This is a genomic window from Xanthomarina sp. F1114 (assembly GCF_026410255.1).
GTDB lineage: Bacteria > Bacteroidota > Bacteroidia > Flavobacteriales > Flavobacteriaceae > Xanthomarina.
On the sequence record NZ_JAPMLL010000011.1, the window covers coordinates 141,867 to 158,715 of the forward strand.

The following is a 16,849-nucleotide window of genomic DNA, read 5'->3' on the forward strand; positions in this document are numbered from 1 at the left end:
CCTAAAAAATAATTGCCTAACTTAATACATGCATACAGAATCAATTTTATACATTTTTATATCTGGAATTATAGCGCTATTTATAGCGCTTTTTCAGTATAAATATAAAGTGAAACAGTTGGCTAAAACAGATATTGCTTTGGCGGCTTTAAGGTTTATTACTGTTTTCTCTTTGTTAATATTGCTAATCAATCCTAAGTTTGAAAGTGATAGCGTTTATCTAGAAAAACCTAATTTAGTTGTAGCAGTAGATAATTCCAGTTCAATTAATTATTTAAAACAAAATGAACAGGCATTAAACTTTATAACAGATCTGAATTCCAATCAGGAACTTAGCAAGAAGTTTAACGTTCAAACCTATACTTTTGGAAATGAGGTTAAACTTTCAGATTCTATTAGTTTTACTGAAAATCAAACTCATTTAGATCAGGTTTTCCGTGAGTTCAATCAAATTTACAAGCAATCTGTATCACCAACCATTGTACTTTCAGACGGAAATCAAACTATTGGTAACGATTACCGGTTTTCTGCAGAAAAATATAAACAACCTATTTATTCCGTTATTTTAGGAGATTCAACCATTTATTCCGATTTAAAAATTCAGCAGTTAAATGTCAATAAATACGCTTATTTAAAGAATAAATTTCCTGTGGAGGTTATTTTGGTGTATCATGGAGAAGAAGATGTAAGTTCTCAGTTTAAGATACAAAGTGGTGCTTCTAATGTTTATTCTGTAAATGTTAGTTTTACAAAAGAAAATAATTCTCAAATTTTAAACTTTTATTTACCAGCAAATAAGGTAGGGGTTCAAACTTATAAAGCAATTTTAGAACCTCTGGATAATGAAAAAAATAAGGTTAATAATCAAAAGGAATTTGCAGTAGAAATTATCGATCAGAAAACAAATGTAGCTCTAGTATCAACCATTTTACATCCAGATTTAGGAGCTCTAAAAAAGAGTGTAGAAGCTAACGAGCAACGTCAAGTAAATGTTTTGAAACCAAATGAATATTTAGAAAAAGCAAATGATTATCAATTAGTTATACTGTATCAGCCAAATAATAGCTTTAACAGTGTTTTTGATTATTTAAAATCTTCAAACAACAATTATTTTTTAATTTCTGGAACAAAAACTAATTGGAGATATTTAAATAGTCTTGATATAGGTGTTACTCATGAAATTACAAATCAGACAGAAGATTATCAAGCTGTATTAAACACGGGTTTTTCTAATTTTATAATTGAAGATTTAGATTTTGATACGTTTCCTCCGCTAAAATCTAGTTTTGGTGAAGCTAATTTTAAAACTCCATTTCAAACTATTTTATATAAAAAAATTGGGAATTACAGTACAGAAAGTAGTTTGCTCTCAACTTTAGAACACAATGGTAGGAGAGAAGCTATTTTATTTGGCGAGAATATCTGGCAATGGCGAGCACAAAATTATTTAAATGCTAAGTCCTTTAATAGCTTTGATAATTTTATTGGAAAACTTATTCAGTATCTAGCTTCAACCGAAAGAAAAACGAGATTAAGTTTAGAGTATAACTCTTTTTACGAAGGCAATTCTAGTGTTATATTAAAAGCGCAGTTCTTTAATAAGAATTATGAATTCGACTCTAAAGAATCTTTATCAATTAAGGTCACAGATAAGATCTCTAAAGAAACAAAGGATTTTCCTTTAATTCTAAAAAACAACTTCTACCAGGTGGATTTAAGTAGTTTGCCTGCTTCAGATTACAACTTTACAGTAAGTGCTAAAAATGAGAATATTTCAAAATCTGGAAGTTTTAAAATTCTAGATTATAATATAGAGCAGCAATTTTTAAATGCTGATGTAAATAAAATGCAACAAATAGCGGAAACCAGTAAGGGAAGCAGCTATTTTGTTAGTAATTATAATGGATTGATAAAAGAATTATTACAAGACGAAAGATATAAACCTATCCAAAAGAGCCATAAAAATGTTGTACCTTTGATCGATTGGAAATACCTACTTGCGCTTATAATTTTAAGTTTAAGTGCAGAGTGGTTTATTAGAAAATATAACGGATTAATTTAAAAAAATTACATGGAAAAATTACCAAAAATTGCATTACCTACTATTATTATTGCAGTAGTATTACTTATTCTAATTGCTAAATCGGCCGTAACTATAGGCTCTGGTCAAGCAGGAGTACTATATAAAACTTTTGGAGGAGGTGTTGTAACAGATGAGCCACCTTTGGGTGAAGGTTTTCATATTGTAGCACCTTGGAATAATGTGTTTGTTTACGAAGTACGTCAGCAAGAACTCGTTGAAAGAATGAATGTATTATCTTCTAATGGATTAGACATTAAATTAGAAGCTTCAATTTGGTTTCAACCGGATTACGTAAATCTAGGAAAATTACATCAAGAAAAGAGTGAAATGTACAAAGACAGAGTACTTTTACCAGCTATTCGTTCGGCAGCTAGAAGTGTTGTAGGACGTTATACACCGGAACAACTTTACTCTAGTAAAAGAGATGCTATTCAGCAAGAGATCTTTGAAGAAACCAAAAAAATGGTTACAGATCAATATATTCAATTAAACGATATTTTAGTAAGAGACGTTACTTTACCTCCAACAATTAAAGAGGCTATTGAACGTAAATTAAAACAAGAACAAGAATCGTTAGAATACGAGTTTAGACTTGTAACGGCAGCAAAAGAAGCAGAAAAGCAAATTATTGAAGCTCAAGGTAAAGCGGATGCGAACCGTATTTTAAGCGAGTCTTTAAATGATAAGATTCTACAAGATAAAGGTATTGAAGCTACTATAAAGCTATCAGAATCTCCTAATAGCAAGGTTATTGTTATTGGTTCTGGAGATTCGGGACTTCCTATTATTTTAGGAAATCAATAAAAAAATAAAATTAATTTTGGAATTGTAAATTATAATTTACAATCTTTGTACTCACAAAAAAGAAACATGACTTTTATTCAATTACATCATCATTTTCATTCTGGCATTCAAGCGAGCTGAAAATGTATTGAATAATTTCAAAATATTTAAAAACCCGTTTGAGTAAATCAGACGGGTTTTTTATTTTTAGTCATATAGAAATCTCTTTCCAAATAAATTTACTCAAACACAAATTAAAAGCTTCCCACTTTCATGGGAAATATTATGAGTAAATTAAAAATTGCCGTTCAAAAGTCGGGTCGTCTACACGACGATTCCATGAAGATTCTTAAAGATGTAGGTGTTTCTATAGATAATGGAAGAGACCAACTAAAAGCATCAGCTAAAAATTTCCCTTTGGAAGTATTTTATTTGCGAAATGGAGATATTCCACAATACCTTAGAGATGGGGTAGTTGATGCAGCCATAATTGGAGAAAACATTTTAATAGAAAAAGGGATTGATATCCCAATTGTTGAAAAATTAGGTTTCTCAAGCTGTAAAGTGTCACTTGCAGTTCCAAAAGCTATAAAATTTAAATCTATTCAGGATTTACAAGGCAAGCGGATTGCCACTTCATATCCAAACACAGTCAATCAGTTTTTATCGAAAAATAATATTGAAGCCCAACTTCATATTATTAATGGTTCTGTTGAGATTGCCCCAAACATCGGACTTGCAGATGCCATTGTTGATATTGTTTCAAGTGGAAGTACTTTGTTTAAAAACAATTTAAAGGAAGTAGAAGTGTTGTTGCAATCGGAAGCAGTTTTGGCTGTATCTCCCCTAATATCAGCTAAAAATGAGATTATTTTAAATCAATTAAAGTTTCAATTTCTATCTGTTTTAAAAGGAAGACATTCAAAATATGTATTATTAAATGCACCTAATAATAAGATTCAAGATATTCTAAAAATTCTTCCTGGAATGAAAAGCCCAACTATTTTACCATTAGCGGAAGAAGGTTGGAGCTCTTTACATTCAGTAATCAATAAAAATGATTTTTGGGAAATTATCGATGAATTAAAAGCCAAAGGAGCTCAAGGTATTTTAGTTTGTCCAATAGAAAATATGGTATTATAATGAAAACGATAATAAACCCAAATAGAGAAGCTTGGTCTGCTATTTTGCAGAGACCTACACAAAAAATTGAAAACTTAGAAGATACTGTTAATCATATTTTTAATGATGTACAAAGAAATGGAAATAATGCTATTTCAAAATATACAGAACTTTTTGATGGTATAGCTTTAAAATCAAATATGGTTGCTAAAGTAGACATTGAAAAAGCATCAAATCAAATTTCAAACGAATTGAAAAATGCCATAAAATTGGCAAAAAATAATATTGAAAAGTTTCATAAAGCTCAGAAAACAAATAAAGTTCAAGTAGAGACTATGACTGGTGTTAGTTGTTGGCAAGAAAAAAGACCTATTGAAAAAATTGGACTATATATTCCTGGAGGTACCGCTCCTTTGTTTTCAACGGTTTTAATGTTGGCTATTCCTGCCCAAATTGCAGGTTGTAAAGAAATTGTGTTGTGCTCACCTCCAAACAAACAAGGGAAAATTGCAAATGAAATTTTATACGCAGCACAACTTTGTGGCGTTACTAAAATTTTTATGGTAGGAGGAATTCAAGCCATTGCGGGCTTGACTTTTGGTACAGAGTCTATGCCTCAAGTGTATAAAATATTTGGTCCAGGAAATCAATTCGTTACGGTTGCCAAACAGTTGGCAACAAAATTTGGTGTTGCTATTGATATGCCTGCTGGACCTAGTGAATTGTTAGTGGTAGCTGATGATAGTGCAAATGCAGCTTATGTTGCTTCCGATTTATTAAGTCAGGCAGAACACGGAACAGATAGTCAAGTTGTTTTGGTTTCAACTTCAAAATATCTTATTAAAGACGTTCAAAACGAAATCTTGAAACAATTAAAAGGTTTGCCAAGAAAGGATATGGTAGAAAAAGCATTATCCAAATCAAAATTTATTTATTTAGAGAATGATAAAGATGCCATGGATTTAATTAATGAATACGCTCCAGAACATTTTATAATTTGTAGTAAAAATCAAGAATTTTTCATCAACAATGTGATGAATGCAGGATCAGTTTTTATTGGAAATTATACACCTGAAAGTGCTGGAGATTATGCGTCTGGCACTAACCATACCTTGCCAACAAATGGTTTTAGCAAATCTTATTCTGGGGTGAATTTAGATAGTTTTACTAAGAGTATCACCTTTCAAAACATCTCAAAAGAAGGTTTGAAAAATATAGGTAATGCAATTGAATTAATGGCAGAAGCTGAAGGTTTACAAGCACATAAAAACGCAGTAACTATTAGATTAAAAGACATTTAAACATGAAAATTTTAGACTTAGTTAGAGATAACGTAAAGACTTTAAAGCCATATTCTTCTGCAAGAGACGAATACCAGGACTTTGTAAACGATATGGTTTTTTTAGATGCCAACGAAAATCCATTTGATAATGGTGTAAATCGGTATCCAGATCCGCAACAAACTCTTGTGAAATTAGAACTCTCTAAAATTAAAAACATTGCAACAAATAATATCCTTTTAGGAAATGGTAGCGACGAAGTTCTAGATTTAATTATTCGAGCTTTTTGTGAACCAAAGACAGATAAAGTTATTTGTTTACCACCAACTTATGGGATGTATCAGGTGTTAGCTAATATCAATGCTGTTGAAGTAGTGGAAGTGCCATTAACAAATGCTTTTCAACCACACTTAGATTTAATTTTAAAAGTGTCTAATGCTAAAATCTTGTTTCTTTGTTCACCAAATAACCCAACAGGAAATAGTTTTAATAAATCTACAATTGATGAACTGCTTAAGAAATTTAAAGGAATCGTCGTTCTCGATGAAGCTTATGTAGATTTTTCAAAGCAAAAAAGTTGGCTAAATAGATTGGAAGAATTTCCTAATTTAATAATCACACAAACCTTTTCTAAAGCCTATGGTTTGGCAGGAATTAGATTAGGTATTGGCTATGCTTCAACCGAAATAATAGCTGTTTTGAATAAAATAAAACCACCTTATAATATCAATAGTTTAAGTCAAGATTTAGCATTAGAGAGATTGAAAAATAATGATGAAGTTATGTCTGAAATAAATTTAATAAGATTAGAAAGAGACCAATTAATATCACAATTGAGCTCTGTGGAATATATTTCTAAAATCTACCCTACAGATGCCAATTTTTTACTTATTAAAGTAGATAATGCTAATTTAAGGTATAAGCAATTAACAGAAAAAGGAATTGTTATCCGCAATAGAACCACTCAATTTGGTTGTGAAAATTGTTTACGTTTAACAGTTGGTACACCATTAGAAAATCAAAAATTAATAAACACATTAAACGCTATATAATGAAAAAAGTCCTTTTTATAGATAGAGATGGAACCATCATAAAAGAAACTTCAGATGAACAAATAGATTCTTTTGAGAAACTAGATTTTTATCCAAATGTATTTCAATATTTAAGTAAAATTGCTAAAGAATTAGATTTTGAAATTGTCATGATCACCAATCAAGATGGTCTTGGAACCAAAGCGTTTCCTGAAGATACTTTTTGGCCTATCCATAATTTTATCCTCAAAACGTTTCAAGCGGAAGGGATTCAATTTAAAGAGCAATTCATAGATAGAACTTTTGCAAAAGATAATGCACCAACTAGAAAGCCAAATACGGGTTTATTAACGCAATACTTTTCAAAGGCATATAATTTAGAAGACTCATACGTTATTGGAGATCGTCTAACAGATATGGAATTAGCCAAAAACTTAGGTTCTAAAGGTGTTTTTATTAATGATAATACAAACCTTGGAACAAATGAAATTACAGTAAAACGAGAAGAATTAGATGAGTATATAGCTTTAGAAACTAATAGTTGGGAGCAAATTTACACCTTCTTAAAAATGAAAGAGAGAACTAGTGTTATTGAAAGAAACACCAATGAAACTAAAATTAAAATTGGTTTAAATTTAGATGGAACAGGTAAAAGTAGTATTGATACTGGAATTGCTTTTTTCGACCATATGTTGGATCAAATTGCACGTCATGGACAATTGGATTTGAATGTTAAAGTACATGGCGATTTAGAAGTGGATGAACACCACACCATTGAAGATACAGCTATTGCTTTAGGTGACCTTTTTGCTACAACTTTGGGCAACAAATTAGGCATTGAACGTTATGGATTTTGTTTACCAATGGACGATTGTTTAGCACAGGTAGCCATAGATTTTGGTGGGAGAAACTGGTTGGTTTGGGATGCAGAGTTTAAACGCGAAATGATTGGTAGGATGCCAACAGAAATGTTTATGCACTTCTTTAAGTCCTTTACAGACGGTGCCAAATGTAACCTGAACATTAAAGCAGAAGGTACAAATGAGCATCACAAGATTGAGGCTATTTTTAAAGCTTTTGCTAAAGCCATTAAAATGGCCGTAAAACAAGATGTAGATAAAATGGTGTTGCCTTCAACAAAAGGTCTTATATGAAATTGATTAAAATAATGTCACTCTGAGCTTGGCGAAGAGTCTAAAAAAAAAGAAAATGAAAGTAGTTATTATAGATTATGGAGCCGGAAACATTAAAAGTATTCAGTTTGCATTTAAGCGTTTGGGAGTAGATGCTGTACTTTCCAATAAACTAAAAGAGATTATGGGAGCAGATAAAGTGATATTCCCTGGAGTTGGCGAAGCAAATAGTGCTATGAAAATGCTTGGAGAAAGTGGTTTAGATATTATTATTCCACAACTTACACAACCTGTTTTAGGAATTTGTTTAGGTATGCAATTACTTTGTAATGATACCGAAGAAGGTAATACAAAAGGTTTGGGAGTCTTTAATGTTTCAGTAAAACGCTTTCCCAATCAAGTAAAAGTACCCCAAATGGGTTGGAACACAATAAATAATTTAAAATCGGAGCTTTTTCATGGTATTTCTGAAAATGAATATATGTATCTTGTTCATAGTTATTATGCCGAAAACTGCAAAGACACCATAGCAACTACTAATTATAGCGAAATCTATTCATCAGCTTTACAAAAAAACAATTTTTATGGAGTTCAATTTCATCCAGAAAAGAGTAGTTATACAGGAGAACTATTATTAAAGAATTTTTTAGAATTATAACATGAGAATTATACCTGCAATTGATATTATAGACGGAAAGTGCGTTAGGCTAACAAAAGGCGATTACAACACAAAAAAAATATATAACGAAAGTCCATTAGAAGTGGCAAAACAATTTGAAGCAGCAGGAATTGAATATCTACACTTAGTAGATTTAGATGGAGCAAAAGCCCAGCAAATTGTCAATTATAGAGTTTTGGAACAAATTGCTTCAAAAACAACACTAAAAATTGATTTTGGAGGTGGCATAAGAACAAATGAAGATTTACACATAGCTTTTAATTCTGGTGCAAAGCAGATTACTGGTGGAAGTATTGCTGTAAATAATTCAAAACTATTTGATGGTTGGCTTGAAAAATATGGAGGTACTAAAATAATTCTTGGAGCAGATTGCAAGGAAGAAAAAATAGTAATTGATGGCTGGCAAGAACATAGTCCTTTAGAAATAATTCCATTTATAAAAAACTATCAAAAAAAGAGTATTAAATATGTTATTTGTACAGATATTTCAAAAGATGGTATGCTAGAGGGACCATCCATCGATTTGTATAAAAAAATAATAAATTCCTGTTCTAACAGCGATGCTCAGTCAATTAACCTGATTGCTTCAGGAGGTGTCTCTTGTTTAGATGATATTAATTTACTAGAAGATATTGGTTGTGAAGCAGTAATTATTGGTAAGGCTTTATACGAAGGAAAAATCAGCCTAAAAGACTTAGAAACAAATTTTTAATATGCTTGCAAAAAGAATTATTCCGTGCTTAGATATTAAAAACGGACGTACAGTTAAAGGCGTTAATTTTATCGATTTGAGAGATGCTGGAGACCCTATTGAGCTTGCCAAGATTTATTCGGAGAATGGTGCAGACGAATTGGTTTTTTTAGATATATCAGCCACTCTTGAAGGTAGGAAAACCATGCTGGATTTAGTGTTAGAGGTTGCTAAACAAATAAATATTCCTTTTACTGTTGGTGGAGGAATTTCTTCGTTAGAAGATGTAGAAGCTCTTTTAAAATTTGGTGCAGATAAAGTATCTGTAAATTCCTCAGCAATTAAACGTCCAGATTTAATTAATGAATTGTCTAAAAAATTCGGGAATCAATGTATTGTAGTTGCTATAGATGCCAAACAAATTCATGGCCAATGGAAAGTACATCTTGCAGGTGGAACTATTTCGACAGACTTAGATTTATTCGAATGGGCTAAGGAAGTTGAGCAACGTGGCGCTGGAGAAATCCTATTTACATCCATGGATCATGATGGAACCAAAAATGGCTTTGCTAATTTGGTTTTAAAACAACTTTCTGAAGAATTAAATATTCCAATTATTGCATCCGGTGGAGCAGGTAATATACAGCATTTTATAGATACATTTCAACTTGGAAAAGCTGATGCAGCCTTAGCTGCTAGTGTATTTCATTTTGGTGAAATTGAGATTTTAGATTTGAAAAGAAAATTAAAGAATAATAATATTGAAGTGAGATTATAATGAAAATAGATTTTAATAAAAATAATGACGGCTTGGTTCCAGCAATCATTCAGGATGCCCTAACAAAAAATGTCTTAATGTTAGGATATATGAATGAAGAGGCTTTAAAAAAAACAAACGCAACCAAACAAGTAACCTTTTATAGTAGAACAAAACAAAGATTATGGACTAAAGGAGAAAAAAGTGGGAATTTCTTGAATTTGGTGGATATAAAATTAGATTGTGATAGCGATTCATTACTGATTCAAGTCCTTCCAAAAGGCCCAACATGTCACAAAGGATCAGATACCTGTTGGAATGAAGATAATATAGAAACATACGGTTTTATAACTAATCTTGAGAACATTATAAAAGACAGAAAAACAAATTCCCTTTCAAAAGAATCTTATGTTGCTTCTTTATTTGAAAAAGGATTAAATAAAATAGCACAGAAAGTAGGCGAAGAGGCAATAGAAGTTGTTATAGAAGCTAAAGACAATAACGATGATTTGTTTTTAAACGAAAATGCAGATTTATTGTTTCATTATTTAATTTTATTGCAGGCAAAAGGATTTCAATTACAGGATATTATAAAGGTTCTAAAAAAAAGGCATTCTAGTTAATGAATGTTTTTTAAACTTATATTTTAACTTGTTTAAGAAATCCAATTTCTATAAATACATCTATTTGTAAAAGTTACTAGGTATATTCCAATTAGAATTATTAATACAGGAATAGCGATAACCATAGGACCATAAACCTCTTTCGCTTTACTTTCAAAAAAACTATAATTCATTTGAACTATAATTCCAATCAACGATATTATAAAAAAAATTATAGCTATTTTTTTTCTAAACAGTAAAGCAATAGAACCCAAAACTCCACTAAAAACAGCAATTGCAAAAGCAATGGTAGCCCATATTGGAACATTTGTATAAAGTGCTTGCTCAGCTTTAGACAGACTAACTAATTTGATATCGCTTATAAAAGTTTGTTTTAAATATGCTATAACTCCCAAAAGATTCCAAACTAAAGCTACTACACCTACAATCCAAAACCATAAAGTTGGTTTATTTGTTGAATTACTAGTCATAATAAATTGGTTATATATACAAGGTATAAAAAATTTGGCAGTTCTCTAAAATACCTTACTTTTCCGTTTAAAACTATAAAGTTGTGTTTAATAAAAGATATTACTATCTAATAACAGTTCAGTATTTAGGTTATAGATTTCACGGTTGGCAAAAACAGCCAAACGTGAAAACAGTTCATTTAATGATAGATAGGACCTTAAATTATATTTTTGAAGGAAAACGCTTTAAAACATTAGGATCTGGCAGAACGGACGCCATGGTTTCTTCGCAAGAAGCTGCTTTCGAATTGTTTGTATATGATGAGCCATTGACTAATTTAGAAGAGTTTCTAGCCTTATTCAATCACAATTTACCACAAGACATTCGCGCACTTTCGGTTAAAGAGGTGTCCAAGGATTTTAATGTAATAAATCACGCTAAAATTAAAGAATACCTATATGTTTTTGCTCATGGCGATAAATACCACCCATTTTGTGCACCAATTATGACTACTATATTGGATGAACTTGATATTGAAACTATGAAACAAGGAGCTAAACTTTTTGAAGGTTTTCATAATTTTAAAACTTACTGTTATAAGGCAACTAATAATGGAATTTACAATCGGGAAATTCTAACTTGCGAAATTATAGAAAACACACTTTTTACTGCTAATTTTTTTCCAGAAACTTCTTATATTTTAAGAGTTAGAGGCCAGGGTTTTATGCGAAATCAAATAAGATTAATTATGGGAGCTCTTATAAAATTAGGAAAAAATGAAATTACTTTAAACTATATAGAAGATTCCTTAAAGCCTGAAAGTACAGAAGTCATGGACTATATAGCTCCGGCTTCAGGGCTTATTTTAAACAAAATTGAATTTGAATAAATAATACTTCACATTTTAAAACCACTCTTTTAAATTTATAAAATGCATGTTTAACATAATTTAAGTTAAATAAAACCGAATAGGGTTAAAACCTGTTAATTGGTTTGTTTTATGTAGTTAAGACCATAAGTTATATATAAACCAATAAAAGAATTATATAATTATGAGTTATTTGAACATGCAAGATGAAAAATTATTACCAGTTGTAGTGGAATTAAACACACTGTTGGCAGATTATCATTTGTATTATCAGAAATTAAGAAGTAATCATTGGAATGTTTTAGGAAAGAATTTTTTCGATTTACACAATAAATTCGAAGAATTGTACACAGATGCCCGTTTAAAAGTAGATGAAATTGCGGAACGCATTTTAACCCTTAGATACCATCCAATGAGTAAATATAGCGACTATTTAAAAGTGTCTACTATTAAAGAGTCGTCGGCCTTGTTAACAGATAAGGAAATGGTTTCAGAAACTATTGAAGATCATAAAGCTTTATTAAACCAGATGAGTGTAGTTTTAAAAAAAGCAAATGATGTTTCAGACGAAGGAACCATAGATTTAATAGGAGCATACATTCGAGAACTTGAAAAATCTAGTTGGATGTTAGAAGCTTGGAGTAAAGAAACTTCAGATACATTTAAGGAAAATGTTATTGAAGCATAATTAATTTTTAAGAATCTATAGACCAATCTCAATATCAGGTTTTGAGTTAATATGTTTTTTATTAAAGTTAATCCATTCTCTCTTAATCTATGATATTTGTGATATAAACTTGATATTCAGGTTTAATATTAATCCAAAAATTTAGAAATCATGAGAAAAGTCATATTAATGTTTGCCGTTTTATTTACACTTTCAATTGCCCTTACGGGATGTAGAGATGAAAAAACTGCCGGAGACAAAATAGAAAACACTGCAGATGACATAGGCGATGGAATTGAAGATGCAGCTGATGATGTAGGCGACGCCGTTGATGATGCTGCAGACGAAGTTGAGGATGCTGTTGACGGTAAATAAGACACTGTTTTAAGTTGATTATTAACCTTTAAAAATTATTAAAATGAAAAATTTATTATACATAGCCATGTTTATGGTTCCCACAGTGTTTTTTGCACAAGAGAAACCAAAAAATGTGTCTGAAGAAACAACTACCAAAACCATTAAAGTAGATGATGGGAAGGAAGTTGTAGAAAAAAAAGTGAAAATTACGACTCGAGAAGAGCAACAACTTAAATTAGATAAAGCCGATAAGAATAAGGTAAATCAAGATGTAGTTAGCTCTCCATCAAAAGTAACTCAAACCGTAGAAGTGGATGATGATAGTGATTCTTACTACGATTCTAAAATTAAAACTATTCATTATAGTTATAATGATAAACCATATGTTTTTAAACGTAACAGTAATGGCTTTTTAGTTTCACAGGTTGTTTCTAATTCAGAAACAGAATTTGGAAAAGCAATAAACACCAGTCGTTCTAACAATTATGTTTTTAAATCTAACAATTATAATGGGATTGGATACTTTGACTCCAACAATAACTTTATTATTGAATACTATGATACCAGTAAAAATGCTATTGTAAAAAAAGTTTTTACATTGAAAAAATAAGAGTTAGTAAAGTTCTAGTAAAAAGACCATCTGAAAAGATGGTTTTTTTTATTCCAAATTACAAATAAATGTTTTGTTTTAGAGTGTATTTGTCAAGATTATTCTTACAATATCTACCGGTTACATAATTGTTTTACTTCTTCTAAAATGCGCTTTGTTCTAGTTTTTGAAATTCCAAGATCTTTCAACGCTTCCTTTTCATTAGCCAACTCTTTAACTAAAACAATATTGTTATCAATAAGCAAGTGTTGTTCTTTTTTTGTTAAGGTTGTTAAAGTAGTTATAGGGTACAAAGCTAGCGTGTCAATATTAGCTTTAAGTCCGTTGTTTTTAGGATAATTCCAACTTAACATAGTTAAACCAACACATTTTCCGTAGTTTAAAGCATCTTCCGTAAACCTAGTGTTTGTAACCAACCAACCTTGTTTTAAATATGTATTCTTGTTAGAGTTTATATTCCATTGCTTTTGGATATCTAAAAATCTTGAATTAATATATAGAGGTACTTTAACGTTACTGGCTCCTTGAGCATCCGAATGAAACTTACATTCTATAGCGTATACATTCCCATCCTTTTCAGCCAATACGTCAATTTCGTGAGTGACACATTCGCCATTTAAAATTACACTTACTTGAGTTTGAAATCCTTTCTCTTTTAAAAGCGCGCCAATCAACCTTTCAAAAGGAAATCCCGTTGGTCCCAAATCGAAAATAGCCCGTTTTAAACTGTATTTAGAAGCAGAAGTTCTATTGTGTTTCTTTAATAAAGCAAATGCCTTTTTGTAAATTATATTGGACGACATCCCATTGTAAACCTCTAGTTGTATTTTATTTACAATATTTTCAACCATATCTTTCGAAGCTCCTGAAGAAAGTAAAGAGTTTCTTAATTTTTCAAACGAAAACAATTCTGTTTCTCCATTACTTTTTTTGATAAAAACCTGCTTTTCCATGAAACTTAGTGTTTTAGAGTATTTATTTTTTCTTCTGGTACTTCAAATTTACTGATTACTCTGCAATGTATTAGTTTTAATAATTTAAACCTTGATTTGAGTCCAAAATTAGATCTAAAAAAAGAGTTTTTTCGCTAATTATTATATTGATTTTCATTTGTTCTTAATTTCATTTAATTATAATTTAAAGTATCGTTTAATTTTAACCATAATTAAATAATGATACACTGCTCAAAGCGCATTATTAATTAAGTAGTTTTCTTGTAACTCAATACAGCTAGGCCATTCATAATAATAGCGTAAACAAGTGTTTTTATCAGTTGTGGTAAAATATCCATAAATCCAGAACCTTTTAGCATAACCATACGCATCACTTCCACAAAATACTTTATAGGATTGAATTCTGTGAGGGTTTGAGCCCATTCTGGCATACTTTCGATAGGGGTAAACAAACCACTCATTAAAATAAAAATAACCGTAAAAAACCAGGCAATAAACATGGCTTGTTGTTGGGTGTCGGTAAAGTTGGATATGAATAATCCCATCCCAAGTATGACTAAAACATAAATGGACGTATAGAAGTACATTAAAAATAAACTTCCAATCATAGGAACATCAAAAATTAATCTGGCTAATATTAATCCAATGGTTAATAAGCCCATACCTATAAGCCAAAACGGAAAGAGTTTGCCTATAATAAACTGACTTTTCTTTATTGGTGTCACATTTATTTGTTCTAAAGTGCCAATTTCTTTTTCTCGAACAATATTCATTCCTGAAAGAAATAAGGTAATCATGGTTACTAATAATACCAGAATTCCTGGAACCATATAAGTCTTATAGTTTAAGGTTTCGTTATACCAAAATAAGGGAATGGTTTTAATATTTACAGGTTGTATTTGAGAACCTGACAGTTGCATCAAATCTGTTTTTATATGCTTGTTATAACTTTGAATAATTTGCGAGATATAGACGTTTTCAACTCCAGCAGCTGCTCCATCAATAGCATTAATAGTAATGCCAAGACTTACTTTTTTCTCTTTTTGTAAATCCCGTTCAAAATGCGAAGGAATCTCTAAAACCACATCTACATCGCCTTTTTGCATAGCAGAACTTGCTTTAGCTTCCGAAGGAAAATCGGTTAAAACATTAAAATACGTTGATGCTTCAAATTTTTCAATTAAGGCTCTGGATGAAGAACTATGGTCATGATCTATATATGCAAATTTGATGTTTTTGACTTCAAAAGTGGCAGCATTGGAAAGAATAACCAATTGGAGTAGTGGTAACACAAAAATAATAGGCAACATTCCTTTATTTCTAAAGATTTGTTTGAATTCTTTTTGTATGATAAATCTAATTGTTCTCATAATCATTTTTCACGAAAGCGGGAATCTTTTTTAATTTATATCTGAAAGATTTTAAAAACCTTTCAGAATCACTTTCTACTCCAATCTAATTTTATATTTCTTAACACTCAATCCAATAAAAAATACGGTCATACCTAGTAAAATAAATGTTTCCTTCCATAAAAATTGGATTCCAACACCTTTAAGCATAATCCCTTTTAAGATGATGATAAACCATTTAGCTGGAATGGCATGACTAATAATTTGTAAAGGCACAGGCATGCTTGAAATAGGAAAAATAAATCCTGATAGTAGAATTACAGGAAGCATTAATCCCATGAGCGAAATCATCATGGCTGTTTGCTGAGTTGCCGAAATGGTTGAGATTAAAATCCCCAATGCCAATGCTGAAACAATAAACAGCACACTTTCTAATGCTAAGAGAAATAAACTGCCTTGCACGGGCATTTTAAAGATGAAAATACTCATTACTACAATTACAATGGCATTGATAATGGATAGAAAAATGTATGGAAATACCTTGCCTATTATTACTTGAAAAGGTTTGATTGGAGACACTAATAGAATCTCCATTGTTCCTAATTCTTTCTCTCTTGTAATTGAAATGGAAGTCATCATCGCTGAAACCAACATTAAAATAATAGTCATAACGCCAGGAACAAACATATAGACGCTTTTTAGTTCTGGGTTATAAACCATTCTAGGTTCAGGAACAATCACATAGTCGATGTTAATGGCTTTGTTTTGCTCTTGCTGATAATTTTGTAAAATAGAATTCACATAATTACTGATGGTATTTGCTGTGTTGGGATCTGTTGCATCCGTAATAATTTGAATGGTCGCCTGATGATCTTTAATAAGATTTTTACTGAAGTCTTTTTCAAAGTTTAAAACGGCCTTTACTTTTCCTTTTTTAAAAACACCTTCAATATCGGCTTCTCGTTCAATAAGTTGTTTGATACTGAAATATTTTGAAGCAGAAATTTTATTAATAATCTCTTTGGTGGTGGCATCTTTAGAATGATCTAAAATAGCAATATCCACATTGTTTATTTCGTTTGTAATGGCAAAACCAAACAGTAGAATTTGGACAATAGGCATCCCAAAAAGAATAAACAAGGAGCGTCTATCTCTAAAAATATGGTAAAATTCCTTTGTTATAAAACCTATAAATCTTTTCATACTACATTCCTGCGAAAGCAGGAATCTCTTTTAAGTTTAGCATTCTCACGGACGTGGGAATCTCATTTTTTTTTGTCCCGCTGATTTCGCTGATATACGCAGAAGTTTCATTTAATTTCTGCGCTAATCTGCGTCTTCTGCGGGCAAATATTCTTGTTATTTATGTCCCGCTGATCTCGCTGATTTACGCAGAAGTTTTATTCAGTTTCT

General features: G+C 30.9%; 18 protein-coding genes. 14 read left to right on the forward strand and 4 right to left on the reverse strand.

From position 1 onward, the window contains the following. Positions 1 to 28 precede the first annotated feature (28 nt). The 10 genes from OS188_RS10665 to hisIE all read left to right on the forward strand — a co-directional run bounded on the left by OS188_RS10665 (position 29) and on the right by hisIE (position 10,182). Positions 29 to 2,062, forward strand: a complete 2,034-nt coding sequence (locus tag OS188_RS10665; protein ID WP_267148825.1) for a VWA domain-containing protein — start codon at positions 29 to 31, stop codon at positions 2,060 to 2,062. Positions 2,063 to 2,071: 9 nt separating this feature from the next. Further along, entirely contained in the window at positions 2,072 to 2,887 is an 816-nt protein-coding gene (locus tag OS188_RS10670) for a prohibitin family protein (protein ID WP_267148826.1), read from the forward strand. Between the two features lie 264 nt (positions 2,888 to 3,151). After that, a complete protein-coding gene (gene hisG / locus OS188_RS10675) occupies positions 3,152 to 4,009 on the forward strand; it encodes an ATP phosphoribosyltransferase (RefSeq protein ID WP_267148827.1) in 858 nt (285 codons plus the stop codon). Continuing rightward, positions 4,009 to 5,289 (forward strand): histidinol dehydrogenase, encoded by a 1,281-nt coding sequence (gene hisD, locus OS188_RS10680; protein ID WP_267148828.1) that lies wholly within the window; start codon positions 4,009 to 4,011, stop codon positions 5,287 to 5,289. The genes hisG and hisD overlap by 1 nt, the downstream gene beginning before the upstream one ends. A gap of 2 nt (positions 5,290 to 5,291) precedes the next feature. Next, the gene (gene hisC / locus OS188_RS10685) at positions 5,292 to 6,320 is read left to right on the forward strand and encodes a histidinol-phosphate transaminase (RefSeq protein ID WP_267148829.1); all 1,029 of its coding nucleotides are present in this window, start codon (positions 5,292 to 5,294) and stop codon (positions 6,318 to 6,320) included. Continuing rightward, positions 6,320 to 7,453, forward strand: a complete 1,134-nt coding sequence (hisB, locus tag OS188_RS10690) for a bifunctional histidinol-phosphatase/imidazoleglycerol-phosphate dehydratase HisB (protein ID WP_267148830.1) — start codon at positions 6,320 to 6,322, stop codon at positions 7,451 to 7,453. The genes hisC and hisB overlap by 1 nt, the downstream gene beginning before the upstream one ends. 55 nt (positions 7,454 to 7,508) lie before the next feature. Continuing rightward, positions 7,509 to 8,090, forward strand: coding sequence for an imidazole glycerol phosphate synthase subunit HisH (gene hisH / locus OS188_RS10695; RefSeq protein ID WP_267148831.1), 582 nt, complete (start codon positions 7,509 to 7,511; stop codon positions 8,088 to 8,090). Position 8,091: 1 nt separating this feature from the next. Further along, positions 8,092 to 8,823: a 1-(5-phosphoribosyl)-5-[(5-phosphoribosylamino)methylideneamino]imidazole-4-carboxamide isomerase gene (gene hisA, locus OS188_RS10700; RefSeq protein WP_267148832.1), complete on the forward strand. Its 732-nt coding sequence runs from the start codon at positions 8,092 to 8,094 to the stop codon at positions 8,821 to 8,823. A 1-nt stretch (position 8,824) separates the two neighbouring features. Continuing rightward, positions 8,825 to 9,580 carry an imidazole glycerol phosphate synthase subunit HisF gene (hisF, locus tag OS188_RS10705; RefSeq protein ID WP_267148833.1) on the forward strand — a complete coding sequence of 252 codons (756 nt, stop codon included), beginning with the start codon at positions 8,825 to 8,827 and terminating at the stop codon, positions 9,578 to 9,580. Beyond that, positions 9,580 to 10,182, forward strand: a complete 603-nt coding sequence (hisIE, locus tag OS188_RS10710) for a bifunctional phosphoribosyl-AMP cyclohydrolase/phosphoribosyl-ATP diphosphatase HisIE (RefSeq protein ID WP_267148834.1) — start codon at positions 9,580 to 9,582, stop codon at positions 10,180 to 10,182. The genes hisF and hisIE overlap by 1 nt, the downstream gene beginning before the upstream one ends. Before the next feature lie 32 nt (positions 10,183 to 10,214). Here hisIE and OS188_RS10715 read toward each other — a convergent pair whose 3' ends face one another. Beyond that, a complete protein-coding gene (locus OS188_RS10715) occupies positions 10,215 to 10,652 on the reverse strand; it encodes a hypothetical protein (RefSeq protein WP_267148835.1) in 438 nt (145 codons plus the stop codon). Between the two features lie 83 nt (positions 10,653 to 10,735). On the opposite strand from OS188_RS10715, the gene OS188_RS10720 reads away from it, so the two are divergent. From OS188_RS10720 to OS188_RS10735, 4 genes are all read left to right on the forward strand, one after another. Continuing rightward, entirely contained in the window at positions 10,736 to 11,521 is a 786-nt protein-coding gene (locus tag OS188_RS10720) for a tRNA pseudouridine synthase A (protein ID WP_267148836.1), read from the forward strand. A gap of 163 nt (positions 11,522 to 11,684) precedes the next feature. Continuing rightward, positions 11,685 to 12,188: a Dps family protein gene (locus tag OS188_RS10725; RefSeq protein ID WP_267148837.1), complete on the forward strand. Its 504-nt coding sequence runs from the start codon at positions 11,685 to 11,687 to the stop codon at positions 12,186 to 12,188. 150 nt (positions 12,189 to 12,338) lie between these two features. Then, positions 12,339 to 12,542, forward strand: a complete 204-nt coding sequence (locus OS188_RS10730) for a hypothetical protein (protein WP_267148838.1) — start codon at positions 12,339 to 12,341, stop codon at positions 12,540 to 12,542. A 43-nt stretch (positions 12,543 to 12,585) separates the two neighbouring features. Continuing rightward, positions 12,586 to 13,134 carry a hypothetical protein gene (locus OS188_RS10735; RefSeq protein ID WP_267148839.1) on the forward strand — a complete coding sequence of 183 codons (549 nt, stop codon included), beginning with the start codon at positions 12,586 to 12,588 and terminating at the stop codon, positions 13,132 to 13,134. A 113-nt stretch (positions 13,135 to 13,247) separates the two neighbouring features. On the opposite strand, the gene OS188_RS10740 is transcribed toward OS188_RS10735, so the two are convergent. The 3 genes from OS188_RS10740 to OS188_RS10750 all read right to left on the reverse strand — a co-directional run bounded on the left by OS188_RS10740 (position 13,248) and on the right by OS188_RS10750 (position 16,639). Continuing rightward, positions 13,248 to 14,087 (reverse strand): restriction endonuclease, encoded by an 840-nt coding sequence (locus OS188_RS10740; protein WP_267148840.1) that lies wholly within the window; start codon positions 14,085 to 14,087, stop codon positions 13,248 to 13,250. Between the two features lie 248 nt (positions 14,088 to 14,335). After that, positions 14,336 to 15,457 carry an ABC transporter permease gene (locus OS188_RS10745; protein ID WP_267148841.1) on the reverse strand — a complete coding sequence of 374 codons (1,122 nt, stop codon included), beginning with the start codon at positions 15,455 to 15,457 and terminating at the stop codon, positions 14,336 to 14,338. A gap of 75 nt (positions 15,458 to 15,532) precedes the next feature. Then, a complete protein-coding gene (locus OS188_RS10750; RefSeq protein ID WP_267148842.1) occupies positions 15,533 to 16,639 on the reverse strand; it encodes an ABC transporter permease in 1,107 nt (368 codons plus the stop codon). Positions 16,640 to 16,849 lie beyond the last annotated feature (210 nt).